The sequence below is a fragment of the Methylomonas koyamae genome (genome assembly GCF_019669905.1).
GTDB classification, from domain to species: Bacteria; Pseudomonadota; Gammaproteobacteria; order Methylococcales; family Methylomonadaceae; genus Methylomonas; species Methylomonas koyamae.
The window spans coordinates 2,065,859-2,092,517 of sequence record NZ_AP019777.1 but is presented as its reverse complement, the minus strand read 5'-3'; the positions used below and the strand labels follow the sequence as shown (position 1 = coordinate 2,092,517).

The following is a 26,659-nucleotide window of genomic DNA, read 5'->3' as shown; positions in this document are numbered from 1 at the left end:
GGAAGAAATTATGTTTCATGGATAGGCTGCGCCGACAAACCATTGATAATTCAATATTAAATCTAATTCAAGGGATAAAAAATTACAACATTTCAGGCCAAGGATAAAGTCATGAACGCAATTACAAAAAAACTCAGTTTTCTACTCATTTTACTTTGCTCTATCACCGCGCAAGCTGCACCGGTTGTTTATACCAATTCAGCAGCCTTCGATGCTGAAATTAATAGCTATTCAAAGTCGACATTGAATTTTGACGGAAGCTCTGCCGGCAGCCTAATCGCAAATGGCGGCATATTCGGTGGCATAACTTTTAACTATCCAACCCTGGCCTCATTCGGCGTGTCGATGCAAATAGTTACCGGCTCACCTACGGCTTCCGGCCTAAATTTTCTTGGAACCGATGATGGCGACTTATTTCAGGCGGGTGATGGCTTTAGTTTAAGTTTCTCTGCTAGCCATGCGATCGGTATGTTTTTTATTAGTGCCGACGCAATGTTCGACCATGACATAGAACTAATCGTCAATTCAACGACTGCCTCCTTAATTGCCAGTGAAGCAATAGCCTTGGATGCCGTGAACAATGCCTATTTTTTGGGAATAGTCGACGATACCAATACGTTTAGCAGCGTGGAGGTTTCCTCCCTGAGTTGCGGAGGTTGCTTTTTATATAACGTGGACGACATCACCACAGCGAAAATGTCATCAAACTCGGTCCCAACACCCTCGGTAATATGGCTGCTGATGGCTGGTTTGATCCCAATGCTAGGTAACATTAAAGCCAGATCGTAACCAAACGGAGCAATATTCAATCTTTGAATGCTCCAGTTTTTTGCCCGCTAGGCAAGACGCCAGAGCAAAGGCTTTCTAGCTGTTCCAAACAATATGGTGATCGGATTATAAAACAGAAACGCCGAGTCATCACCATCATTAGGGAGTACGACATGAACTTAAATTCAAAAAGTAAAAAATTAAAACCATTGATATTGTTCTTTGCAATGTCGCTTGTGTCTTTTACGGTACAGGCTCGCGATTCTCTGGAGGCGCTTCGCAATGATTTAAATGTAGCGGTAACTGGTTTGCAAAATCAGATTATGTCATTACAAGCAAAAGTCGATGCACTAACACCCGTGGTTTATGAAATCGGTGATACGGGGCCGTCTGGCGGCATTGTGTTTCATCTAACTTATGGTGGTACACACGGTTTAGAAGCCGCGCCTATTATCCAGATTTATCCTTGGGGGTGTAATGGAGTAGAAATACAAGGTGCCTATGATAGAGGAGTTGGTAGTGGTGCACAAAATACTTCTGATATATTGGCGGGATGCCAGAATACTTACAGTGCCGCTGGTTTTGTCCATTCATACAGCTTAAATGGATATAGCGATTGGTTTTTGCCTTCTAGAGATGAGTTAAATTTACTGTATTTACAAAGATCAGTGATCGGAGTTACTGGTGGTGAATTCTGGTCTTCTACGGAAATCAGCGCTAGTTCAGCGTGGAGACAATCCTTTTTGAATGGCTTTCAATATTACAGTGGCGATAAAAATTCTGCGCTACAGGTGATTCCTATTCGGGCTTTTTAACAATTCAGTCCTTAAATTACTACAGCCGGAGCGCCATATGAAACAACATTTGTTAACAATAAAAAAATTATCTATATTAGCTTTCACCTTATTGCAAACACCATTAACTGCTCAGGCTCGCGATTCGTTGGAATCTCTGCGAAACGATTTAAACACGGCAGCAACCAAAATCAATGCCTTGCAAAATCAAAATGCGACACAACAAATACAAATCAATTCTCTGCAGGCACAAGTCGATAAATTAGCGCCTTCGACCATTTATCACATTGGTGACATGGGACCAGCTGGAGGCATTGTTTTTTACCTTTCTGACACAACCGGCATGCATGGCTTAGAAGCAGCGTCCGTGGATCAAAGTAATGCTGTATGGGGATGTTATGGACAAAGTATTCTTTCAGATGCCCCATTTCTTATTGAATACGATGGCAAAAAAAATACTGCAATGATAATGAGCTTTTGCCAAGAGCCAGGCATTGCGGCTCAAGCCGTTGATACGTATAGCCATAATAGCTTTGATGACTGGTATTTACCTTCCAAGTTCGAACTGGATTTGATGTACAAAAACATAGGCAGAGGGGCGGCAGGCCCTTTAACAAATGCAGGTGGTTTTGCCTTAGGCTACTACTGGTCTTCTACAGAATCTAGTGCCGTAAGTTCTTGGACACAGGGCTTCAATACGGGTTCTCAAGGCACTCACCTGAAGAATGAAAACTACAACGTGCGAGCTATCAGGACTTTTTAAACCCTCCACTTATTCACCCTTGATTTGGATTTGGAGTACGACATGAAAGAACAGAACAACTCGATCATAAAATTATTCATCGTTTTTCTGGCCTTGTCGGCAGCATCATTGACCGCTCTGGCAAGGGATTCCCTGGAGGCTCTTCGCAACGACTTGAATACTGAAACCACCTATCGAACAAATTCGGACAATAACTTACGCAATTTAATTTATGGTGAATCAGTCGTTAACTCTAATGTTCACAATAACCTTCAAAATCAAATTTCCGATATAAATAGACGGCAACACTATGTAGGCGATTTTTATGCTGGGGGAAGAATCTTTTACGTGGATGATACTGGACAACACGGTTTAATTGCAGCTTTAAATGATTATGGCGCTCTAGCTACATGGCATAACCGAGTTGATAAAACTACGGGAACTTCCGGCGATGGAGTTTATGCTGGCGAAATGAATACAGCTATCTTAGTAGCAATGCAAATCAGCGATTATCCAGGGGGTAACTTTGCTGCAAAATTTGCTGCAGACTATAGTAGAAGGGAAGACGGTGATCTCTGTTTCGGTGAGTACGGAGAAATTTGTTATGGAGATTGGTATTTACCGTCAAAAGCTGAGCTAAGTTTGTTATATCAACAAAAAAACATTGTAGGGAGTTTTTCTGACGGCTTTTATTGGAGTTCAAACGATAGCGGTGACCATACGGCGTGGTCTCTGAACTTTGCAAATGGGAGTTTGGTTAGCAACGGTAAAGCCGCAACGTGCAAACTGCGTTTTGTTCGCGCCTTTTAGCTATTCAATACCAACTCTTGGTAAGCTTTGAGAGATAAATTTTGTATTCGCTACGCGGGGTGATCAACTCATTTCAGGCAATAGTGTCCTTGATCTAATTAGTTTGTCTCGCTTCACGACAAGTTTACTATTATCAATAATTCAATTTAAGGAGTTTATGCCATGGTTAATAAATCGTTTTCCAGCTTGGTTCATTTCAGAACAGACTTCGTCAGCTTCGCGGGGGCTTTTGCCTTAATTATTCCGGGCATTGCTCTTTGTGACGACCCTGTAGTTAATAAATTTAAGCACTACTCTGAGGAGCAGGTAGTCCTTGCCGTTGCGATGTTGCTGTTATTAGCCGTGCTTTTTTACCTTTTATTCAAATGGTCGCAACGAAATGAACAGGCAAGTTACTTGGGAGAAATATATTCTGAAACAGTATTAGCATTCGAGTTCAATAGACGAAAAGTGAATATTGTCCAAAAAATGATGGATGGTGAATATAAAAGAGAGGCTCGTCTAAAAGTCGACTGGCTTAGAGATAACCCTGAGAGAGCACTTCCAATACTACCGCCAGAGTTGGATCAATTTCGTAAAACACGAGACGGTGGATATGGCGGTCCAAATAGACAAAGTGGCTCGGGCGGACTCGGTTCTGCTCCCGGCTACGGCGGATACGACAAAGCTGGATGTACAACTCTCGATGATGAGACTTATCATCCATCGACATTTTTGGATGTTAATAGAATCTACACCCCCCCGGAAGGCAGTGACATCACTAAGTTCGAGGGTTATAGGGCATCATATGAAGCGTTTAAAAAAGAATGGAATGATGCGACCAAACATAATCAGATTTGGAACCAAAAGTTGAACAAAGAAGCAGATGATCTTTATCACCAGGAACTTGATCAAGTGCGAAAGGAGGCAAAAAAAGCTTCAGACAAAGCCGCCGACGTCGATATTTCTATTTTCAGAGGACGGGGGCCTGCGTTCGTTTTAGAATTTACGGCCATCGTTGTCATCATTTTTTCTGCACTAATTTTGGGTATCTTGGACACGCTTGGCTCCGAACAAATAGGAACGCTCCTTGCTGCAATTGCTGGTTATGTCCTTGGAAAATCGAAGGATCAAATCGGCCAAGGTAATCGGCCGTCCAGGCAGGTTAGAGAGCCTGAGCCAGGAAAAGCGGAGTAACTAGTTATGACGGTCACTGACAATCAAGATAGCTGGCTTAGCAACATAAAATCATCGATAAAGACCCAAACAGTGACTTGGCTGATTGCATTTTTCATCGGATTTTTTGGAGTTTTCCCCGAGCAAATTACAGAAAAAGTAAAATTTACGCTGAATCGGGTTGATCTACGGACAAAACAATACGAAGAATTAGCAACTGAAGTCAGTCAGTATTTGTTTGCAGCCGAGTTGGTCACGGAATTTATTGAGCATGATTGGACAACCAAAACCGCAATGACAAATTTGTTGAACAACTATAACGAATCCATCAAGACGCTTCGCAAAAAAGAATTTGTTTTCCAGTCTTGGGTTAGGAAATATTGGGGGAAAAACGAAGCTAGTCAATTTGATTCCTTCATGAAATCAGTACGTGAATTCGATTCTGCGGGCCATTCACTCAACGATGAATATGAAGCGGTGAACATTACGGGGTCAAAACCAAAAATCGACAGAAAACGAGCAGAAGAAGCATTAAAAATCATGCACCCAGCAATCGACAACATGCGCAAGCAAAGCGGTGCATTGATGGCGGCGATTAAGGAATAAAAATCTTTACGAATAGAGCGGGTTTGAAGAAAAAGTCCGCCGTCGTAACTATGGCCTAAAGGTGGGTTTAGCTTTTTCTTGTTGATAATGGTTATAGTATTTTTCAGTTTACGAAGTATTTTCGTTGATATGGCAAAAAAAGAGCGCTGGTGTCTTTTGATATAATGATTGTTCGCTTATGAATGGGATGGCGACATTCAAAAGGTTTCTCGAAAGCGCCTTGGGGTCGTAACCGGCTGTCCAATTTCCTTAAGTCTGAAAAATTTAACCCCAATCCCCTGATAATCTAACTATCGGGATATCGAATTATCGCGGTGTTTTCCTTTTGCCACGCGGCAACGCGCGATCCAACCGGCCGCTGCGGTAGCCATTCGTAATAAGACTTATGCAGTTCCGGGCCGTCGCCGCTACGCAACGCCAGCGCCAACACGTGGTCCGGCCCCGGAAAGCGTTGCGCGAACTGCCACTCGCCGGCAGCGTCGCCGCTGCCGGTTTGGAAGCGGATTGAGATGTCCGCGCCGAGGGCAAATCCAATTTCATGCAATGCCAGCGACAGCCCCTTGCCCACTGCTTTGATGTAGGCTTCCTTCAGCGTCCAAAGCTTCAGAAACGCCCAATTCCGCTCCGTGTCCGGCAAGCGCCAAAGATAATCGCGTTCTGCTGCGGTCAGCACTTGGCCGGCCATGGCCGCCAGATCGCCCAGCTCGCGCCGGACCTCGACATCGATACCGCAATCCGCCGAACGGGTCACGACCAGCGCCGCCAAGCCACGGGCATGCGACAGATTGAAGCGCAGGTCGGGCATGCCCGGTTCGCGGACCAGTTCCGGGCGGCCGTAGCGATTGGCCGCGAACTGCAAACGTTCCGGGGCGATAGCCAGATAAGCGGCCAGCACCTGGCGGACCATGGCATGGGCAACCAAGTAAAGTTGACGGTCGCGTTCGAAATGAAACCGGCGCCACTTTTCCAGCTCATCCTGTGCCAACAGCGTGCGGCAATAATCCAGGGTTTCGGCGGCGGCAAAGCGCTCGGTCCAGGCCAGCCAGACGTGCGCCTCGCCGTGTGCCGGCGGCGGAAGGCGCTCGGTTATTGCGGAAACCGCAGCGGCCATTCAAGCGCTCCCTATCGCCGGACTAAAGCCGGATAAGCGCCCAATTGGGCCGACGGCCGCGACATTTCCCGGTTGGCGGCAGGTAGCGGTATTTGTAGGCATCGGCGGGCAATCAATCGAAGTAGTATTTGACGCCGAGAAAGTAGATGTTATTCAGATACCCGCCGAATTCGGTATCGCTGCCGCCCAGATTGAACACCAGATTGGCGGCCAAATTGACCTGGCCAAACAGGTTGTACTCGACTATCGGCACCAATTGCGCGCCGCCGTCCTGCAGGTTTTGCGAATACAGCACATTAAGGCTGAGGTCTTCGACGATTTCGTGCACCCGGTAATTGGCGTATAGGTAGTTCTGGTTCAACGAGCGGATTTGTACCGACGAGGCCTGGGCCAAGGTGCCGGCGGCCAAACCTTGCAAATTGGGATCGGCACCCTGCAGCATGCCGGCGGCGTTCTGCGCCATGCGCCGGTAGGCGGCGGAATCGGCGGCGCCGTAGCCTTCGTTGGTGTGGCGGTATTCCAGATTCAAAACGTCGCCATTACCGAAGGTATAGGAACCGCCGACCAGAAAATCGACGAACCAGCCGCGGCCGTCGCCGTTCGGCGCCAATTCGTAGCCCAACGGCGAATCCGAGGCATGCGGATACAGGCCGTAGCTTTTGCCCTTCATGCCCACGTCGAAATACAGCAGCGTGGAATCGTTCAGCGTCCACTGGCCGAACATGCCGCCCTGCGGCAAGCCGTCGGTTTCGCGGTAGCCGGCGATTGCGCTCAACGAATAATCGTCGCCGCGATGGTCGTACTTCACCGCCACCGACCGCTGGAAATCCGGCGTCACCATGGTCGAACGGCCCCGGGCCAGACTGCCGATCAATGCCAGCGTGTTGGAATAATCGTGAAAATACTGCAATTGCACGAAATCCTGGGCGCCGGGTTCGATGAAGGGGTTGGTCTGGTTGCTGTTCGGGAAAAACGGGTTGGACGGCGAGGCGAACAGCGACGGCCCCCAATACAGCAGCTCGCGGCTGTAGGACAGGCTAAGGTCGTCGGTCGCATATTGCACCAGCCAATCCTGGAAATAATGCTCGCCGGCGACGACGTTGCCGCCGTCGGCTTGGTTGCTTAAAAAGTAACCGAAGCGCGGGCTGAGCTTGGCGCTGAAGCCGCCGTAGCGGGCGGTGAACTTGGAGCGCAGCCGGGTACCCTGCTGAAAGTTGTCCAGTTGCGCCAGTTGGTTGTCCGGGTTCAAGTTGCTGTTCTCGGCAATGTCGTAAATCGCGCCGAAACTTTGCAACATGAAGCTGTGTTCGAACTCGAAGGCGTTATCCGCGGCGGCGGCGAGGCCCGGCAGCGATGCGGCCAGCAACGCCGGCCGCAAGCCGCGTAGAGCGTTCACCGAAACCATTTGCCGTTAGCGGCTGAGCAAGGCCCGCAAATCGAAGCGACTCGGCGGTACTGCGGCGGCTTCGACCTTGTCGTAGAGCAATACGGTTTTCTGGCCGGTTTGCACTTCGTCCTGAATTTCGATCTTGCTGACGAAAGGCATGCTTTTGCCGGCGAAGTCGATCCGGTTGGCGTACTCCATCGATGCCGTTTTGAAATGCTTGTCGGAAACCGTCATGTATTCGGCTTTCAACGCCAGTTGGCTGTCCTTGGCGACGTAATACTTGATCTTGTCGTAGGCCACGTTGGCGTCCTTGGCTTTCAATTCCAGCACGTAACACGGCTGCCCGGCCACGTCCGCTTCGCCGGCCGGCGTCGCGTCGTAATCGCGGCTGTAATTGGTAGTGGCGACGTCGCCGTTGCTGGCTTCGCCGAGCAGGCGTTGCCGCGGCGAGATCGGCACCGGTTTGCTGACGTCGGGCGACAGGAACCACATATTGCGGTTCTGCATCAGCATCATCTTGCCGGCCGACGTGGCCGGCTTCAGGAAAGTAACCAGGGAATTGTCCTGGTCGGCCTCGATCTTCAGCGTGTAGCTTTTATCCTCGACGTTGTCTTGGTAGGCAATCACGGTACTGGTCATCGTAATACCGCCGATCTCGCCGCCGCGGGCGCGGTCGCTGGCTTGCAACAGTTCCAGCGGCGTCGGGTCGGCAACGGCGGCGGTGGCAACCAGCATGGATGTAGCAAGAAAAAGGGTGCGGACGTATTCAAACATGGCCTAGGGCTCCGACAATGGTTTTTTGCGTGGCGTGGCGGGCCGGGAAATAAGAAGCGACCGCGGCCAGCACCGACAGAGTGAATAAAGAACCGAACATGTTATTAAACAACAATTCGATCACCAGCGCGGCTTGTTCCGACGAATCCGGCGGCGAGTAGGTAATCTCGGCCAGATTGATGCCGGCGCCGACGGCATAGGACAGCGCCATGCCGGCCAGCGAGCCGACGAAGACGATGATGACGCCTTCGATGACGAACAGGCTCTTGATCGTCATCGAGCGCATGCCGATGGCGCGCAAAGTGCCGATTTCGCGGGTACGCTCGGCGATGGCCATCGTCATGGTATTGACCACGCTGGTCATCGCCACCATCACCACCACGACCATGATGAACAAATACATCATGTCGAACAAACCTTTGACTTGGGTGTAATACACCGACAACTCGCTCCATTCCTTGATCTCGGCGTCGAAGCCGGCCGCCTTCAGTTTCTCCAGCAATACCGGCTTCACGGCCGGAATCGACTCGACCGAATCCAGCAACACAACGACCCGGTCGGCGCCGTCGCTGCCGTATAGCTTGCGCGCCAAAGCCAACGGCAGCAACGCGAACTTGTCGTCGGTGCCCATCGAACCGGTATTGGCCACTTCGCCGACCCGGAAATCGACCGCGTTGACCATGCCGGACAGCGTGGACGCCATCAACACGCCGTCGCGGCCCTGCTGCAAGCCCATGATTTTCGCCATCTTCTGGCCGATCACGACCGCATCGTCCTGGCCCGGCGCCAGCTTGCCGGGCAAGTAGGCGTATTCGGCGCCGCGCAGCGCCATCTGGTCTTCCGCCGAAATGGCTTCGCCGATGAAGATGTGCGAGGTGGTGCCGTTACTGACCAAGCCGCTGACGGCCAGACGCGGGCTGACCAATTTCACGCCCGGCACCTCGCGCACGGTACGGGTCACCAGTTCCAGCGCCGCGGCATCGAGTTGGAATTTTTCCGGGTCCAGCGTGCCCTGGTCGAAGAAACCTCGGCGAACCACGGTCAAATGGCCCAGGCGCTCGCCGACGATGGCTTGGTCTTTCAAAATCCGGTAGACGTAGGTGAAATAACCTTCGAACAAACTCAGGGCCAGAAAGCCGATCGCCACCGACAGCACGGTGACCAGGCTCCTGCGCCGGTTTTTCAGAACGTTGCGCGCCGCCAGTTTGCAGCGCATTGCGAGTGACATGGACATCAGGAGGCCTCTCTCAAATAGGTGTTGTGGCGGTCGTCGACGATGCGGCCGTCGCGGACCTGGATCGAGCGCGCCGCGTAGGACAACAAATGGGTGTCGTGGGTGGCGAACAGAAACGTGACTTTGCGTTTTTGATTGAGCTTTTGCATCAACAAAATGATCGCGTCGCTATTGGCCGAATCCAGATTCGCGGTCGGTTCGTCGGCCAGCACGATGTCGGGGTCGCCGATCAGGGCGCGGGCAATCGCCACCCGTTGCCGCTGGCCGCCGCTCATTTCGTCCGGGCGCTTGTGCAAATGCCGCTCCAGCCCCAGTTCCGCCAATAAATCGCGCGCCTTGCGCCGGGCGGTATTGTCGGCTTCGCCGCGAATTTGCAACGGCAGCATGGTATTTTCCTGGGCCGACAACACCGGCACCAGATTAAAGCTTTGGAAGATAAAGCCCAGGTGGCGGCTGCGGAAATCGGCCAGGCGATTGTCGTTCAAGCCCAGCACCGCCTCGTTTTTGATGATGATGCGGCCCTGCTCGGGCCGGTCCAGCAAGCCCATCAGGTTCAGCAGCGTCGATTTGCCGCTGCCGGAAGCGCCCCAAATGCAGGTGAACTCGCCCTGCTGAATCGACAGGCTCAAGTCCTGCAACACCGTCACGGCACCGTCGCCGTGGCCGTAGGACTTACTGATATGTTCCAATTTGATGATCGGTTGCGTCATAAATAATAGTCTCGTCAATTAAACCGCCGGTTCGAAACCGGCGGCGGCATGGGTGATACCCGCCAACGGCAACAAAATATCGTCCTTGATATGCTCGTTGACGATGTCTTGCAGCGCAGCGAGCACGGCCTGGCGCTGCTCGCTGATAAAAAAGTGGCCGCCGTCGAACAGGCGATGTTGGAAATCAGACTCGGTTTTGTCGCGCCAGGCCGCCATGTCCTCGCCCGGCACCAGATGGTCGGCCCGGCCGGTGAAGGCCGCAATCGGAAACTCGACCGCCGGTTGCGGCGCGTGGCGGTAGGTTTCGTGGATGCGAAAATCGGCGCGCAGCATCGGCAACAACAACTGCATGGTTTCCTCGTGCTGCAACACTTCGTTGGGTGTGCCGCCGTAGCGTTGCAGTTCGACGACGAATTCGCTGTCGCTCAAGGTATGCAACAAGCGGTTGCGGCTGCTCAATTCCGGCGAGCGGTAGCCGGACACGATCAGGCGTTTCGGCGGCCGCACCCCGCGCCGGCCCAGTTCCAGCGCCACCCGGTAAGCGATCAACGCCCCCATGCTGTGGCCGAACAGCAGATAAGGCCGGTCCAGGCGTGCAAGCAGCGCCGGCAGCAACGCGGCGACCAGTTCCTCCAAATCGCCGATTGCCGGCTCGGCGATGCGGCGTTCCCGGCCCGGCAGCAGCGCGGCCAGCACGTCGGCGTTGTCCAGCGCACCGGCCCAACTGCGGAACACGTTGGCGCCGGCGCCGGAATACGGGAAGCAAATCAGCAGATAAGGCGCCCTGCCGCCCAGATTGAAATCGGTAAACCAGTTGTCGGTAATCATCGGTATGTCTTGCCCAATAGTGGAATTAAGCCGGCAGCGCCGTCGGCGCCCAGCGTTGCGGATCGAAAAAGGCCTCGCTATCGTTGGCCGGCGCGAACGCGTTGCGGTTCAAGGCGATGGGCCGGGTATTGACGATGAACGGGTGGTTGAAATTGGTCTCGCCGTTGGCGCCGACGCTGCTCGGCAACAAGCGGGTAATCAACGGTTTGTTCCATTTGATGGCTTCGGTGCAAATCGCTTCGATCAACGCCGCGATTTGGCCGACGCCGACATCCAACGGCAACGGCACCATATCCAGACCGCAGCCGCACACCGTCGAGTACAGCAGCAAATCCTTGACATCGACGCTACCGTTGCCGACCGCCCGCGCCAGATGGCTGTCTTCCAACACCGACAGCATCGTGCCGTTGTAGCCGACTTGCGGAAAATCGGCCAAACCCTGCTTCAGCAAATTATTCACCGCATACAGCGAAAACAGGAATTGGAAACTGCCGACCGGACTGCCGGCCAACGCCTCGATTGCGCTGACCGCGCTGGTGTCCTCGCCGGGGTAAGGCGCCAGCGAGAAATCGATGCCGCGAAAACCGACGCCGGTCTCGGCGGCCAGCACGGCGGCGCAATCCGCTGCCTCCTGCGCCGAGCGCCGCACCTGATTGCGAAATAGGGCCAGTTTCTCGTCGAACGGCAACGGCTGCGAAAACGCGGCGTTGGCCAATTCCGACAATTCCAAAGCGATACTGAATCCGGCTTCGCCCTGGTGCCAGGAGGCCGGGAAAAACGGCGTATTCGATTGGACGTTGGACATTACCGCAAAGCGGAAATTGGCCTGGTGCTGTTCGTCCAACAGCGCCAGTTCGCGCACCACGGCGGCGGCCCGGCGCAGCGCGCCGCGGTGCATGCCGGCGGCCGAACTGACCAGCGTGTTCATGAACACGTGGCGGGTGGCGCCGATCACGGCCGGCACCAGCGCCAGCAACTCGGGATCGTCGCCGGCATCGACGAAAAACGGGCCGGGCATGCAGAACCAGATATCGCCGAGCGCGTTCTCCATCCGCACCGCGAATTCGGCCGCGGCATTGGCCCGAATCCGCCGGCCGTGCAGCAAACGGTCGAGCGGTTGTCCGGCCAGCCGGAAACAACGGGCGCGCAAGCCGCTTTCCGCCAGGCGGTTGCCGGCCCGGCCGAAAAAACGCCGGGCCGATTCCGCGCCGCGCTCCGGCTGGTCCGGGTCCAGGTTCATTCCCAAGGTGACGGTGCGCACCACCGGCGACGGCGGCCGCGCGTTGAAATCTTCGTCAGCGTTCATCGGCTTCATAAGGCTTGCAAGCTCAGCGGCCGGATGTCGGTCCAGCTCCGGTTGACGTAATCCAGACAGTTTTCCCGGCTGTCGGCAGACTTGACCTGTTGCCAACCGGCGGGTACCGGCTTGAAAGCCGGCCATAAGGCGTGTTGCTGTTCGTGGTTGCAGACCACGACGAAACGCGTTTCCAATTCTTCAGCCATAACGACCATTCTCCAATGCTTAAATTAAGTTCAATGCCTGCGGCCAAACGTGCCGCTAAAACCAGCCGCGGCGTTTGAACGCCACATCGCGGCCCTCGATAACGAACAAGCGGCCGATGAAGCGTTGCCAGGCATCTTGGTCGATGCGCGGCGCCGGCAGCTCCAACTCGGCCAAGCGGCGTTGGGTTTTCGCTTGATCGATCTCCAACCGGCGTTTGTCCGGCGCGCCGCGGTCGGTATCCCAATAAAACAGGTAGGGCGCAAACGGCAGCGGCGTTTCGGTGGAAGCCTGTTTAACCCGGTCCACCCATTGGTCGGCGCGGAGGCGTTTCAGGCCGACGCTGCCGGCCACGTGGCGCGCCAGCAGCTTGCTCCAGTCGAACGCCTCGTCGCCCATCAAGTGGAACACTTCGCCGCCGCCGGGTTGGCCTGCCAGCGCGATAATCGCCCGCGCCGCGTAATCCACCGGCACGGCTTTTTCCACCAGCGGATAATCCGGGTAGGCCCCGATTTGGATGCAGGTGCGCAGATACAAAGCAATAAAATCGTCAGCCCGGCCGGCGCCGCTGCGGCTGTCCACCGCGACCCGGCCCAGGCGGAAGATCTGGATCGGCAGGCCCATGCGCCCTGCCTTTCTGACCGCCGCTTCCGCTACCCATTTGGTAGCGTTGTAGCCCTCGATATCGGTAAAGCCTTCGCCGGACAAATCGGTGTCTTCGTCGACTTTGCGGCGGCCGCCGATCTCGGTATTGAACACGCCGCCGGTCGAGACGTAGGCGAAACGTTTCAGCCGGTTGTAGGCGGCCAATTCCAACAGCGCCTTGGTCGAGCCGACGTTGGCCGCGGCCAGTTGGCCGTAGCGCAACACGTGGTTCAGATGCGAGCCGTTATGCATAATCAGGTCGATCTCGGACGCCAGGTAGTCGCGCACCTCGCCGCTCAGGCCGAGGTTGGGCTTGGCCAAATCGCCGACCACCACCTTGATCCGCGGCGCATAACCGTCCCACCACAAGCCGTATTCCTCCAGATTGGCGCGGATGCGGCGCAAACCGTCCTCCGCCGAATCGGCCCGCACCAGGCAATGCACCGTGGCGCCGGGCCAGCGTTCCAGCATTTGTTCCAGCAGATAGGCGCCGACGAAACCGGTAACGCCGGTCAGCAATACGTTTTGCATCATGCCGCCGGACGGCGGTAACGGCGTCGGCAACGCGATGGCCGACTCGGCCTCCAAATCCACCGGCCGCGGCGGCAAGTTCAGCTCGATTTCCGCCGCGTCGGCTGACAACTCCGATCCGGCCGCGTCCAGATAGGCGGCCATGCTGCGCACGGTCGGCGCCACGAAGAAGTCTTTCAGCGGCATCGAACGCCCGCTCTCCTCCCGCACCCGCGCCATCAGCCGGGTCGCACTCAGCGAGTGGCCGCCCAGCGCGAAAAAGTCGTCGGTGGCGCCGACCGTATCGACGCCAAGGATTTCCTGCCACAGCTCGACCAACCAGCGTTCGCGCTCGTTGGCTGCCGGTTCGCAAACGCCGCCGGTGGCATCGGTCTCGGCCGGCAGAGGCAGCGCCCGCCGGTCGATCTTGGCGTTGGCCGTCATCGGCCAGGCGTCCAGCACGATCACCGCCATCGGCACCATGAACTGCGGCAAGTTCTGTTTCAGCCGCGCCATTAGCTCGGCAGATAAACCTGGCACCGCATCGGCCAGCACATAGCCGACCAATTGCCGGTTGCCGGCAGTAATATCGCGCGCCAGCACCAGCGCATCGCGGACCTGGGCATGCTCCATCAGCCGGGCTTCGATTTCGCCCAGCTCGATGCGGAAACCGCGGATTTTGATCTGGTTGTCGATGCGGCCGAGGAATTCTATGCTGCCGTCCGCCAGCCAGCGCACCAAGTCGCCGCTGCGGTACAAGCGCTCGCCGCTGTCCGGCCGGAACGGATGGGCGATGAATTTTTCGCTATTCAATTCGGGCCGGTTCAGGTAGCCGCGGCAGACGCCGCCGCCGCCGATACACAATTCGCCCGGCACGCCGAGCGGCACCGGCCGCTGCTTGGCGTCGAGGATAAACAACTCGGTATTGGCCACGGCATGGCCCAAGCTTAATTTGGCATCGCCCGGCCGATAATCGGCGGCCATGCAAATCACGGTGGTTTCGGTCGGGCCGTAGGCGTTGAAAAAGCGCCGGTTCGGGCTCCAGGCCTCGGCCAACGCCTGCTGGTAAGCCTCGCCGCCGACCAGCATATGGTCGAGGCAAGCCAATTTCGCCGGGTCGAGATAGGCCAAAAGCGACGGCGGCAGTAAAGCATGGCTGGTCGCGGCGGCGGCGATAAAGTCGGCCAAGCGCTCCGGGCTTTTGATCACGTCGTCGGCCGCCATGCACAAACAGCCGCCGTTGGCCAAGGCCACGGCCCACTCCCAGACCGAGGCGTCGAAGCTGAACGAGGCAAATTGCAACATGCGGCTACCGCCGCGAAACTCGAAGCGTTGCGCCAACGCCGCACTGACCAGCGCCAGGTTGCGGTGTTCGATCAACGTCCCTTTCGGACGGCCGGTCGAGCCGGAGGTATAGATGATGTACGCCAGTTGCTGCGGCGGTATCGCGGCAACGTCCGGTTCCTCGACCGATTCGCCGGCAATCGCCTGTTGCAGATAGGCGCCGTCCAAAGCCAACACCCGAATGCCGGCCGGCAACGAGATGCGTTCCGCCAGATGGCTATGGCCCAGCAACCAGCAGCAGCCGGAATCTTCCAGCATGAATTGCTGGCGGTCCGCCGGGTAGTTCGGGTCCAGCGGCACATAAGCAGCGCCGGATTTCAACACGGCCAGGATAGACACGATCCAGTCGGGGCTGCGCTCCAGGCATATGCCGACCCGCAGTTCGCTGCCGGCGCCCAGGCGGATTAAATAATGCGCCAAGCGATTGGCGCGCCGGTTCAACTCGGCGTAACTGATAGCGCTATCCTGAAACAGGACCGCTGGGGCTTCCGGCCGGTCGCGGACTTGTTCCAGCCACATGTGCGGAAACAGGCGTTGCGCCAAATCGAGCTGCGGCCCTTTGCCCAATGCCAGCATTTCCGCGGCGCCGCGTTGGTCCAACAGCTCGTAATCGGCCAAAGCCCGGTCGGGATCGGCCACCAGTTGCGGCAACAGCACCGCGAACGCTTGCGCCAGACGTTCTACGGTTTCCGGGCGGAACAGCGCGCGGCTGAATTCCCATTGCCCGCTGAGGCCGTCCTGCTCGTTGAACACTACGTACAAATCCCAGCGCGCAATCCAATCGCCGCTGTCGACCAGCGACATGTCCTCGTAAGCGCTACGCAAGGCAAAGCAGACCTGGAAGAACGGGTTGTAGGCAGCGCTGCGCGCCGGCTTCAATTCGTCGACCAGCATTTCGAACGGCAGGTCCTGATGCTCGTAAGCGCCGTGCGCGGCTTGTTTCACCGCCGCCAACAGGTCGTTGAAACTGGTGCCGGCCTCTATTCTGGCCCGGATCGGCAAGGTGTTGACGAAGAAGCCGATCACCGGCTCCACTTCTTCATGGTGGCGGTTGGCGATAGGCGTGCCCAGCACGAAATCGTCCTGGCCCGACCAGCGGTACAACAGCAGCTCGAAGGCCGCCATCAGCGCCATGAACAAGGTCGCGCCCTGCGATTCGGCCAGCGCTTTCAAGCCCTGCGCCAGTTCCGGCGCATAGCGGTCGCGGACCATGCCGCCCTGCCAGGACAATTGCGCCGGGCGCGGAAAGTCGTAAGGCAGGCTGATGCTATGCACCGCGCCGTCCAGTTCGCGGCGCCAGTAGGCCAACTGCCGCTCGCGGATTTCGCCGCGCAAAAACTCGCGCTGCCACAAGGCGTAATCGGCATATTGCACGGCCAGCTCCGGCAGATTGGGCTCGCCGCCGTTACGGAACGCGGCATAGGCGGTGCGCAACTCGCGCACGAAAATATCGGTGGACCAGCCGTCGGTGACGATGTGGTGCAAGGTCGCCAGCAATACGGCGCTGTCGCTACCGAGCAGCAGCCGGTACCGGACCGGCGGCGCTGCCGCCAAATCGAACGGCGTACGCGCTTCCGTTGTGGCGATCTCGGCCATGCGCTGCTCCAGCTCGGCTTCCGCCAGCGCAGTCAAATCGTCGACGGCCAGCGCCGGCACGAAGTCGGCCAAAATCTCCTGGCGCGGTTCGCCGGCTGCGGCCGGAAAGCGGGTGCGCAAGGACTCGTGGCGGTCGGTCAGCCAGACCAACGCCTGGCGCATCGCCTCGACCGCGACCGGTTCGGCGAAGGCCACCGCGTTCGGCACGTGGTAGGCCGGGTTGCCCGGTTCGAATTCCTGCACGAACCAAAGCCGGCTCTGGGCATAAGACAACGGCAACGGCTCGGGCCGTTCCTTACGGGTCAAGGCCGGATAGGATGCCGCGCCGCCGGCTTGCCGGTTGCGAATCAGTGCCGCCTGGCCGGCGACGGTCGGATGTTGGAACAGCTCGGACAAACCCAGCTTAACGTCGAACAGCTTCGGAATCCGCGAAAAAACCTGGGTGATGGTCAGCGAATGGCCGCCCAAGGCAAAGAAATTGTCGTTGACGCCGATGTCGTCGCGGCCCAGCACTTTTTGCCAGATGCCGAGCAAGGCCTCCTCCACCGCGTCGGCCGGGGCCTGCATCGGCCCGGACTGCACCGCATCGGCCTCGTCCGGCGCCGGCAGCGCCGAGCGGTCGGCCTTGCCGTTGGCGTTCAACGGAATCGCCGCCAGCGGCACGAAGACGCTGGGCACCATGTAATCCGGCAGCCGTTGCGCCAGATATTCGCGCAGGCCGGCGCGAAATTCGGCCGCTTCCGCCGCGCCCGCCGCCGGCACCAAGTAACTCACCAATTGTTGCCGCTCGCCGCCGCCGACCACAGTCACGGCATCCTGCACGTCGGCGTGGCCGCGCAGTACCGTATCGATTTCCTCCAGCTCGATCCGGTAGCCGCGCAGCTTGACTTGAAAATCCACCCGGCCCTTGACGACGATGCTGCCGTCCTCGCGGAAATAGCCCAAGTCGCCGGTACGGTATAAGCGTTCGCCGGCGATTTCCGGCTGCGGATGCGGAATGAACTGGCAGGCGGTCAGGCCCGGATTGTTCAGATAGCCGACGCCGAGCGAGGCGCCGCCTATCATGACCTCGCCGGCGATGCCGGCCGGCAACGGATTGTTGAAGCGGTCCAATACCAGCATGCGCACGTTGGGCAGGTTTTTGCCGACCGTGACCGGCCACTGCGGCTGCTCTAACTCCTCGCGGCTGAAACGGTGGGTGGTGCACAAATCGGTGCATTCGGTCGGGCCGTAGGTGTTGACCAATTCGCAGCGGCTATGCTCCGACAACAGCCACGGCGCCAGCCTGGCTTTATTGACCGGCTCGCCGCCCAGCAGCAGATAACGCAGCGACGCCAAGTCGCGGTAGTCGATATCGTCGCCTTCGACCAGTGCGTAAGCCATGCTCGGCGTGCAATTGATCCAGGTGATGCCCTGCCCGGCCACGGTTTGCCGGACGTATTCCGGATCGAAATGGTCGCCGACGGCAAGATGCAATTCGCCGCCGGTCAGCAACGCGCCCCAGACGTTTTTCTGCGCCAAATCGAAGGTAATTTTGTTAATCAACAGGCATTTGTCGGCATTGCCGAAACCGAATTCGCGGTTCCACCACAAGATAAAGTTGATGAAACTGTCGTGGTAGACGCCGGCGGCTTTGGGCTTGCCGGTGGAACCGGAGGTATGGATCACGTAAAACAGGCGGCGGGTGTCGATAGCCACGGCCGGCGCGGTGTCCGCTTGTCCGGCCCAGTCGGCGCCGCTGCGGTCCAGATCGATAATCTGCAAGCCGTCCGCCGCCAACCCGTCGCCGCGGCCGCGGTGGCTCAACAGCAAACCGAAGCGCAGGTCTTGCAACATGCCGGCCAGACGGGTATCGGGCGCCTTCGGATCCAGCGGCGCGTAAGCGTTGCCGGTTTTGACCACGGCCAGTATCGCAATAATCAGTTCGACGGACGGCTCCAGCAACAGCGCGATTTGGCCGCCGGCTACGGCGCCGCGCGCCAGCAGAAAATGGGCCAGACAATTGGCGCGCCGATCCAATTCGGCATAATTCAAGCGCTCGGCACCGACCACCAGCGCGGTGCGCTCGGGGTGCTGCGCCGCCCGTTCGGCGAACAGCACGGCCAAATCCCGTTCGCGCGGAAAATCGGCGGCGGTGGCATTCCAGGCCGCTTGGCGCAGGCGCTCGGCTGCACTCATCGCACTGAGCGTGGCCAACGGCCGCTCGCCGTCCAGCATCATTTCGTCCAACACGGTTTGCCAATGGTCGAGCAAACGCTCGACCACGGCCGGCGCATAGCGGCGCGGATCGAACATGGCGCGTACGTTCATCTCTCCCACCGGTTCGACCACCAGCGTCAAGGCATAGTTGGTTTTCTGCGCCACGGTCACGTCCGGCAACTGTACCTGACTGGACTGCGGAAACGATTCCACGGCCAGCATCGAATCGAACAAGGGCAACCCCGCTCCAATCGGGCTCCAGGCCTGGATCTCGACCAACGGGCTGTGTTCGTAATTGCGCAAGGCCAGCAAACCGTCCTGCAGCTCGCGCAACCAGGCCGCCACCGGCTGGCCGGGGCGGATGCGCAGCCGTAACGGCAGCGTGTTGATGAACAGGCCGACCATATTCTGCGAGTGTTCCAGTTCCGGCGGCCGGCCGGATACGGTGCAGCCGAACACGACGTCGTCTTCGCCACTGTACAAGGCCAGCAAGTAGCCGTAGGCGCCTTGAATCACGCTATTCGGCGTCAAGCGCGCGGCGCGGGCGAATTCGCGCAGGCGCTCCGCCCGCGCCTGGCCCAGCGCCCGGCGAACCACGGCGTAGTCGCAGTCAGGCTCGGCGCCGGGATTGCCCTCGACCAGACCGAGCGGCGTCGGCGCGGCAAAGCCGGCCAGATAGGAACGCCAGAAGGTTTCCGCCGCTGCCCGGTCCTGTTGCCCCAGCCAGCGCAGGTAATTTTTATACGGCGCGCTGACCGGCAGCGCCGGCTCGCGGCCGTCCGCCAAGGCCATATAGGCTTGCAGGGCCTGGTCCAGCACGATAAAAGCGGACCAACCGTCGAGCAGAATGTGGTGGTAGGTCCACAGCAACACGCTCTGTTCCGCACCAGTGCGAATCACTTGCAGCCGCAGCAATGGCGCTTTGGCCAAATCGAACGGCTGTTTGGCGTCGGCGGCGCGCAGGGCTTGCAGCCGTTGCGCGCGTTCCACTTCGGCCAGATCCGACCAATCCGCTTCCCTAACCTGGATTTCGGCTTGGCGTTGCACCACTTGCACCGGTTTTTCCAGGCCTTCCCAGAAAAATCCGCTGCGCAGTATGTCGTGGTGGGCAATCACCCGATTCCAGGCTTGCTGCCACAGGTCGGCGTCGACGCCGAACGGCACGGTTTGGCTGAACTGTTCGACGTACACCCCCGACTCGGGGCTGCTCAAGGAATGAAACAGCATGCCTTCCTGGATCGGAGTCAGCTTGTAAATGTCGGCGATGTTGGCGCGATCGATGGTCATGGTTCTGTTAACTCGTTATTCGATGGTTTGGAACAAGGTATCGAAGTCTTCTTCGGACAAACCGGCGTCGCCGAAGTCGGCGGCGGTAAAGCCCCGACCCTGGGCCTGCGCGGCCGCCGCCAGATAGGCGATTACGGTCCGCTCCAGCGCCGCCGCCAAGCGCGGCAGTTGCTCGGCCTGCTCGGCATCGGCGGCCAGCCGCAACAACAAGCCGTCCGGTGCCAGACAGGCACTGACCGAAAACGCCTCGCCGGCGGCGAGCGCGGCATCCGGCTCGAACCGGCCGCAGCCGTAGTCTCCGAGCCAGGTGAAGCGCAGCGCCGGCCGTTGCGCCAGCTCGGCCGCTACTCGCTCGAAACCGAAACCGGCGTCGGGCTCGGCCTTGCGTGCGGCCTTGGCCTGGGTCATCGCCGCCAGCGCATCGGCGTCTGCTGCCAGGCTGAGCGGAACGCCGTAGCGCAACACCGCGCCGGAGTCGTCGCCGATCCGGGTTTGCACGTAACGCAAGACTAGCGGCGCCGAACCGAAGCATTCGCCGACGCTGGCCGCCAAGGCCGCCAGCAGCAGGTCTTCGGCGTCCAGATTCAAGGCGGCGCGCAAGCGTTGCAGCCCCTGGAGTTGGCCGGCGTCGATGCGGACATCGGCCGCGGCGGCACAGACCCCGCTCGCTGCCAGACTTAAGGATTGCTCCAGCAGCGCGGCAAAGGCGGCCGCATCGGCTGGGCCGCCGCGCTCGCCGGCCGCAGCGGCCAGATCGGCGGCGGCAGCCGGGCGCCAAGGTTTCACCGGCGCCGCAGCGGCCGCACCGGACAAACGCGCGCTCAGCGCGGCGCCGATTCGGCCCAACCCGCCGGCATCCAAACCTAGCACCGGCCGGGCTTGCAACACCAGCGCACCACCGTCGGCCAGTACCCGGAACGCCGCCCGGCTCTCGGTTGCGGCCGCCGCGCTGGGCGCCAGGATTTCGACGGCTGCCGCTTGCGCCCAATACGGCGCATCGCCGGCAGTCTCGATCCGGGCTTTGACCAACGGATAGTCCGCCGCGACGGCTGCCAATGCCGCGGCCAAATCGGTGCTGGCCAGCGCATCGGCCAGTTCCACATGCAAGCTGTCCCAGCCCGGACCGGCCGCCAGCAATTCGCGCTGGCCGAAGGTCAGCCAGGCCGGTTCGGCTAGCGCATCCGCCGCATCGCCGATGGCCGCCGCCAACGCGGCGACGGTCTGGTGTTCGAACAATTGGTTGGGTTTGACGGTCAGGCCGAAACGCTTGGCTTGCGACACGACCTGTATCCCCATCACCGAATCGACGCCCATGTCGAAGAAATTGTCGTGAATGCCGACCGGCTCGATGCCCAACACCCCTTCCATGATGCCGACCAGGATTTCTTCGGTGGGATTGGTCGGCGGGGCAACATCGGCGTCCTCGCGCTGCAGCTTGGGCTTGCCGCCCTGCACGCCGGCTTCCTCGGCGGCGCGTTGCGCCTGCATCCGGCTAAGCAAGGCATCCAGCGGCTGCGGGCTGATCACCCATTGCGGCGATCCGGCGCTGGCCAAGGCGCGTTGGAAAATCTCCAGGCCTTCGGCGGTGGACAGGCTGTCGTCTTCGGCGTGGCTGTCGCCGGCCGCAGCCGGCGGCGCGGCAAAGGCGCCGGCCGGCACTCTTTTCAACGTGAATTCGTCGATTTGCGCCAGACGCCGGCCCGACATGTCGTACAAGGCAATATCGAAACCGAGCGATTCGCGGTCGCCGCTCAGGCCGCGGAAACAGACGTGGCTGAGAAACTCGGCCGGCAGCGGCGCAGCTATCGTCAGCCGGCCGTAACCGAACGGCAGGTATTCGCCGTCGATGTCCAAATCCAGCCGCCGCAACAGATGGCCGGTGATCGGGCCGCTGGCCATATCCAGCAGGCTGGGATGCAAAACGAACTGTTGCAGGTCGCCAACAAAGGCCTCCGGCAACTGCAATTTGCCCAGCAAATGGTCGCCGCCGCAGCGGATTTCGCGCAGCGCCTGCCAGCGCGGCCCCAGGCTCAAAAAGCCGGAATCGTCCTGCACCGCCTGCGGCCGGCCGTCGCTGAAATCCAGCAGTTCGCCGTCGCAACTGGCCGCCAATGCCTGCGGATCGATCCGGGCCACCGCCAGTTCGGCGGCGTAAATGTCGCCGGCCAACAGCGGCGCCTTGACTCCGGCTTCGCGGGTATAGACCTCGAAACCGTAGCCGCCGCCGGGCAACGCGTTAAAGTCGCAATGCACTTCGGCCATGTCCGCCGCCGGCACCATCAACGGCCGGTAGAAATACAGATTGTCTATCGCCAACTGCTCGGCGCCGCGGTAATCCTGGAACGCCGCCCGCACCATTTCCACCAGGCCGGTACCGGGCATCGTCGCGACGCCTTCGATCCGGTGTTCGATCAGCGCCCAGTGGTCGGGCTCGCGCAACCATGCCGTGTAAGCGGCATGTTGCGCCGATTTTTCCCGGCAGGAATGCAGATACGGATGCGACAAGGTCTTGCCGGCCGGTAGCGGCGGCAATTCGCGGCGGGCGTACAGGCCGGCGTCGACCGCCATGCCGGTTTCGCGCCAGCCGCCGAAATTCAACGACAGCACCTTGCCGGCGCCGAAACCGGCGCGGGCGTAGGCGTCCAACACGTTATTGGCGGCGGAATAATCGACCTGGCCGATACCGCCGATCACGGCGAACAAGGACGAGAACAACACGACGAAACCGGGCTCGGCGTCGGCGGCGCGGAAGGCCCGCTCCAAAGCCAAAATGCCGCGCACCTTGGGCCGCAACACGGTTTCGGCCGCGGCGCGGGTTTTCAATTGCATCAGGCCGCCGCCGGCGACGCCGGCAGAATGCACCACACCGGCAATCCGACCGTAGTTTTGCACTAACTCGGCGACCAATTCGGCCATCCGCTCGGCATCGACCACGTCGCCCCGGCATATTTCGACTTCGGCGCCGCGGGCTTCTATCGCCATCAGTTTGCGGATGCGCTCGGCAGTACGGTCCTGCGCCTCGTGTTCGGCCAGCCAACGCGGCCATTCGGCTTTGGCCGGCAGGCCGGAGCGGCCGAGCAGCACGATATGTTTGGCGCCGCGGGCGGCCATGTAGTCGGCCACGGCCAGGCCCAAACCGCCCAGGCCGCCGGTGACCAGATAGGCGCCTTCCGCCTTGAAATCCAGAGCCGCCGCTTCGATCCGGGTCGGTTCGCAATGCGCGGCCCAGCGGTAACCGTGGCGGCAGGCGACGAAATGGTCGGCCGGCGCCAACAGCGGTTTGGTTTCCCGGCGCAATTGCGCCAATTCGCTCAAGGCGCAATCGGCGATGGCGTCGGCATCGTTCAGATCGTCCGGGCAAAAATCCAGGTTGCGGCTGCGGAATTTGCGGTATTCGTGGCCCAGGCACAAATGCACGCCCAGCAACGCCGCCTTCAACGGATTCAGCGGCTCGCCCGGCAGCACGTCGTGGATTTCGCTGGACAGCGTCAACAACGGCAGATTGCGTTCGCCGGCCTCGGCCGAGAACTGCTGCGCCAGAAACACCAGACTGTGAAAACTGCGTTCCAGCCAATCGTCTTCGTTGTCCAAGCCGGCGGTTGAGCGCGGCGTCGCGCACAGTGCATGCACGATTGCGGTCGGCTGAGCCTGATCCAAAGCGGCCGCCAGCCGTTCGAAATCGGCACCGGCGCCGATGTCCAAACTGAAGCCTTTATCGGCATCGTCGGCAAAGCCGGCGCCGGGCGCGACGATTAACGCGCTGCCGCCGGCGGCCTCGATGCGCTGCGCCAAAGCCCGGCTCAAGCCGTTGCGCTCGGCCAGGATCAACACCCGTTCGCCGGACCAATCGCCGCAGTCCGGCAAACGGCCGGGCTGGCGTTTCCACGACGGCGCATAAAACCACTGCGCCGGATCGGCCAGGCGTTGCGCCGGGTTTTCGCTGCCGGCGTCGCCGGCTTTAGGCGGTTCCAGCCAGTGGCGTTCGCGAGCAAACGGATAGGTCGGCAGCGAGATGCGCCGGCCTTGGTTGTCGCTATCCACCCGTTCCCAATCCAGTTCCAGCCCGGCCGCCCACAAATCGGCCAACGCTTGGCGCAGCACCAGCGCGTCGGCTTTGGCCTCCTTGGGATGGCGCACGGTTTGCACCACCGCCGCCGCCGATTTGGCGGCATTGATCGCGTGGCGGGCAAAGGTGCTCAACACGTTGCCGGGGCCGATTTCGATGAAATAGCTGCAGCCGCCGGCCAACAGGGTCTCCATGCCCTGGCGGAAGCGGACGCAACCGAGCAAATGTTTGGCCCAGTAATCGGGATCGACCGCGTCGGCGGCGGCCATCCAGCCGCCGGTCAGATTCGACACATAGGGCCGGCTTGGCGCTTTCGGTGCCGCCCGGCGCACCGCGGCGGTAAAGTCGGCGATCATCGGCTGCATCATCGCCGAATGGAAGGCATGCGAGGTCATTAGCGGCCGGCAGCCGACGCCGGCCGCTTCCAGCGTTTCCCGCACTGCGGCAATCGCTTCGTGCGGGCCGGACAATACGCAGGCGTTGGGGCTGTTGACGGCGGCCAGACTGACCTCGCCGCCGACATAGGCCGACGCGGCCGCTTCGTCCAGCGACACCGACAGCATCGCCCCGGACGGCATGGCCTGCATCAACGCCCCGCGCAAGGCCACCAGGCCCAAGGCCGCATCCAAATCGAACACGTCGGCCAGGCAAGCCGCGACATATTCGCCCAGGCTATGGCCGATCATCGCGTCCGGCTCGATGCCGAGCGCCTGCATTTGTTTGGCCAGCGCGTATTCGAAGGCGAACAGCATCGGCTGCGCCAGGCGGGTCTGGCCCAGGCGCTCGGCCAGCGCCGCATCGTTAGCGTCGGCGGCCAATACGAACTCGCGCAAATCCAGCCCCAAGTGGCCGTGCAGTTTGTCGCAGCAATCGTCGAATACCTGGCGGAACACCGGCAGATTTTGGTACAGCCCGCGCCCCATCGCCAGATACTGGCTGCCCTGGCCGGTAAACAGAAATACCTTCTTGGCGTCGGCCGGCAACGCCTTGGCCTTGCTCGGATTGTCGCGAATCGCGGCCAGCCCTTGCTGCAACGCGGCCAGATTGTCGGCAGCGACGGCGGCGCGGACCGGGAAGGCTTTGCGACCCTCTTGCAGCGTAAAGGCTACGTCGTCCAGGTCGGCGCCGGGTTCGCGCCGCAGAAAATTGTCCAGATTGTCGGCGGCCCGGCTCAAGGCCTTGGCCGACTTGGCCGACAGCACGAAGGTGCGCAATTTGTCGCCGGATTGGGTAACCGGCTGCGGCGGCGCCTGTTCCATGATGGCGTGGGCGTTGGTGCCGCCGATGCCGAACGAACTGACCGCGGCGTAACGGGTACCGGCACAGTCCCAGTCGCGCAGGGTGTCGTTGACGAAGAACGGGCTGTTTTCGAAATCGATGCGCGGATTGGGGGTAGCGAAATGCAGGCTGGGCGGGATGGTGCGGTGCCACAGCGCCAATGCGGTCTTGATCACCGCGGCGACGCCGGCCACCGGCGCCAAGTGGCCGACGTTGGTTTTCAACGAACCCAGCGCGCAGTAGCCGGTGCGCTCGGTATGCTTGCGCCAGGCCCGCGCCAGTGCGGTGATTTCGATCGGGTCGCCCAGCGGGGTCGAGGTGCCGTGGGCTTCGACATAACTGATTTGCTCGGGATCGACGCCGGCGTCGGCCAAGGCCCGTTCGATCACGTGCATCTGGCCGTCGATGCCGGGCGCGGTGTAACCGGCCTTGAAGGCGCCGTCGTTGGTGACGGCGGTACCGCGGATCACCGCGTAAATCCGGTCGTGGTCGGCCACCGCGTCTTCCAGCCGCTTCAACACGACGATACCGACGCCGCCCTCGCTGAACACGGTGCCTTCGGCGTTGGCGTCGAAGGTACGCAGCAGGCCGTCCGGCGACGCCATGCTGCCTTCCTGGTATTGGTAGCCCAGGCCGCCGGGTACGGTCGCCAACGCGCCGCCGGCCAGCGCCGAGTCGCATTCGCCGGCGCGCAAGGCCCGGCAGGCCAGGTGGATCGCGACCAACGAGGTCGAACAGGCGGTTTGCACCGTGATCGACGGTCCGGTCAGGTTCAGCTTGTAGGCGGTGCGGTTGGTGATGTAATCCGGTTCGTTGCCGATGCCGGCGATCAAGTCCTTGGACGAGGCGAACATGATGTCCCGGTTCGGAAAGATGTTATTGAAGAAGTAGCGCGACAACGCGGTGCCGGCATAGACGCCGACCGTGCCGGGACAGTCGTCCGGGATATAACCGGCATCTTCCAGCGCCGCCCAGGCGCACTCCAGGAACAAGCGCTGCTGCGGATCGAGCAGCTCGGCTTCGGCCGGGGTATAGCCGAAGAAACCGGCGTCGAATTTGTCGACGTCGTCCAGGTAATAACCGGCGGCGACCCAGGAGCCGCCCGCCACTTGCTTGCGCACGTAGGGAATGGAGGCGACGTCGTGGGCGGCGATCCCCTGCTGCACTTCGTCCTGAGTGTAATGCCGCAACGCGTCGCGGCCGGCGACCAGATTGTCCCAGAATTCGCTGACCGAATTCGCTCCCGGAAAGCGGCCGGCAAGGCCGATGATGGCAATGGCGCCCGAGTTGGCTTGATTCGCTTGCATGTGCTTT

16 protein-coding genes are annotated in these 26,659 nt (G+C 59.6%); 6 read left to right on the top strand and 10 right to left on the bottom strand.

What is annotated here, in order from left to right:
• Positions 1-111 precede the first annotated feature (111 nt).
• The 6 genes from MKFW12EY_RS09775 (at position 112) to MKFW12EY_RS09750 (ending at position 4,875) form a co-directional block, all read left to right on the top strand.
• Positions 112-789, top strand: a complete 678-nt coding sequence (locus MKFW12EY_RS09775) for a hypothetical protein (RefSeq protein ID WP_221054450.1) — start codon at positions 112-114, stop codon at positions 787-789.
• Between the two features lie 152 nt (positions 790-941).
• Complete coding sequence (locus MKFW12EY_RS09770) at positions 942-1,583, top strand: Lcl C-terminal domain-containing protein (protein ID WP_082409924.1); 642 nt, start codon at positions 942-944, stop codon at positions 1,581-1,583.
• 37 nt (positions 1,584-1,620) lie between these two features.
• Complete coding sequence (locus MKFW12EY_RS09765; RefSeq protein ID WP_054763168.1) at positions 1,621-2,325, top strand: DUF1566 domain-containing protein; 705 nt, start codon at positions 1,621-1,623, stop codon at positions 2,323-2,325.
• A gap of 42 nt (positions 2,326-2,367) precedes the next feature.
• Entirely contained in the window at positions 2,368-3,114 is a 747-nt protein-coding gene (locus MKFW12EY_RS09760; RefSeq protein ID WP_157199508.1) for an Lcl C-terminal domain-containing protein, read from the top strand.
• A 162-nt stretch (positions 3,115-3,276) separates the two neighbouring features.
• Positions 3,277-4,290 (top strand): hypothetical protein, encoded by a 1,014-nt coding sequence (locus MKFW12EY_RS09755; RefSeq protein ID WP_157199507.1) that lies wholly within the window; start codon positions 3,277-3,279, stop codon positions 4,288-4,290.
• A gap of 6 nt (positions 4,291-4,296) precedes the next feature.
• Positions 4,297-4,875, top strand: coding sequence for a hypothetical protein (locus tag MKFW12EY_RS09750; RefSeq protein ID WP_221054449.1), 579 nt, complete (start codon positions 4,297-4,299; stop codon positions 4,873-4,875).
• Positions 4,876-5,161: 286 nt separating this feature from the next.
• Here MKFW12EY_RS09750 and MKFW12EY_RS09745 read toward each other — a convergent pair whose 3' ends face one another.
• From MKFW12EY_RS09745 to MKFW12EY_RS09700, 10 genes are all read right to left on the bottom strand, one after another.
• Positions 5,162-5,986, bottom strand: a complete 825-nt coding sequence (locus MKFW12EY_RS09745; protein ID WP_221054448.1) for a 4'-phosphopantetheinyl transferase family protein — start codon at positions 5,984-5,986, stop codon at positions 5,162-5,164.
• 112 nt (positions 5,987-6,098) lie between these two features.
• Positions 6,099-7,382, bottom strand: coding sequence for a hypothetical protein (locus MKFW12EY_RS09740; RefSeq protein ID WP_221054447.1), 1,284 nt, complete (start codon positions 7,380-7,382; stop codon positions 6,099-6,101).
• 15 nt (positions 7,383-7,397) lie between these two features.
• Positions 7,398-8,147 (bottom strand): outer membrane lipoprotein-sorting protein, encoded by a 750-nt coding sequence (locus MKFW12EY_RS09735; RefSeq protein WP_082409923.1) that lies wholly within the window; start codon positions 8,145-8,147, stop codon positions 7,398-7,400.
• On the bottom strand, positions 8,140-9,381 hold the full coding sequence (locus tag MKFW12EY_RS09730; protein WP_221054446.1) for an ABC transporter permease: 1,242 nt from the start codon (positions 9,379-9,381) through the stop codon (positions 8,140-8,142). The genes MKFW12EY_RS09735 and MKFW12EY_RS09730 overlap by 8 nt, the downstream gene beginning before the upstream one ends.
• A complete protein-coding gene (locus tag MKFW12EY_RS09725; RefSeq protein ID WP_221054445.1) occupies positions 9,381-10,091 on the bottom strand; it encodes an ABC transporter ATP-binding protein in 711 nt (236 codons plus the stop codon). Before MKFW12EY_RS09725 ends, MKFW12EY_RS09730 begins: the two co-directional genes overlap by 1 nt.
• An 18-nt stretch (positions 10,092-10,109) precedes the next feature.
• Entirely contained in the window at positions 10,110-10,919 is an 810-nt protein-coding gene (locus MKFW12EY_RS09720) for a thioesterase II family protein (protein ID WP_221054444.1), read from the bottom strand.
• A 25-nt stretch (positions 10,920-10,944) separates the two neighbouring features.
• Positions 10,945-12,225, bottom strand: coding sequence for a DUF711 family protein (locus MKFW12EY_RS09715; protein WP_221054443.1), 1,281 nt, complete (start codon positions 12,223-12,225; stop codon positions 10,945-10,947).
• A gap of 5 nt (positions 12,226-12,230) precedes the next feature.
• Positions 12,231-12,422, bottom strand: coding sequence for an MbtH family protein (locus tag MKFW12EY_RS09710; RefSeq protein WP_157198172.1), 192 nt, complete (start codon positions 12,420-12,422; stop codon positions 12,231-12,233).
• Between the two features lie 55 nt (positions 12,423-12,477).
• Entirely contained in the window at positions 12,478-20,001 is a 7,524-nt protein-coding gene (locus tag MKFW12EY_RS09705; protein ID WP_221054442.1) for an amino acid adenylation domain-containing protein, read from the bottom strand.
• Between the two features lie 15 nt (positions 20,002-20,016).
• Positions 20,017-26,652, bottom strand: coding sequence for a type I polyketide synthase (locus MKFW12EY_RS09700; protein ID WP_221054441.1), 6,636 nt, complete (start codon positions 26,650-26,652; stop codon positions 20,017-20,019).
• Positions 26,653-26,659: the final 7 nt, after the last annotated feature.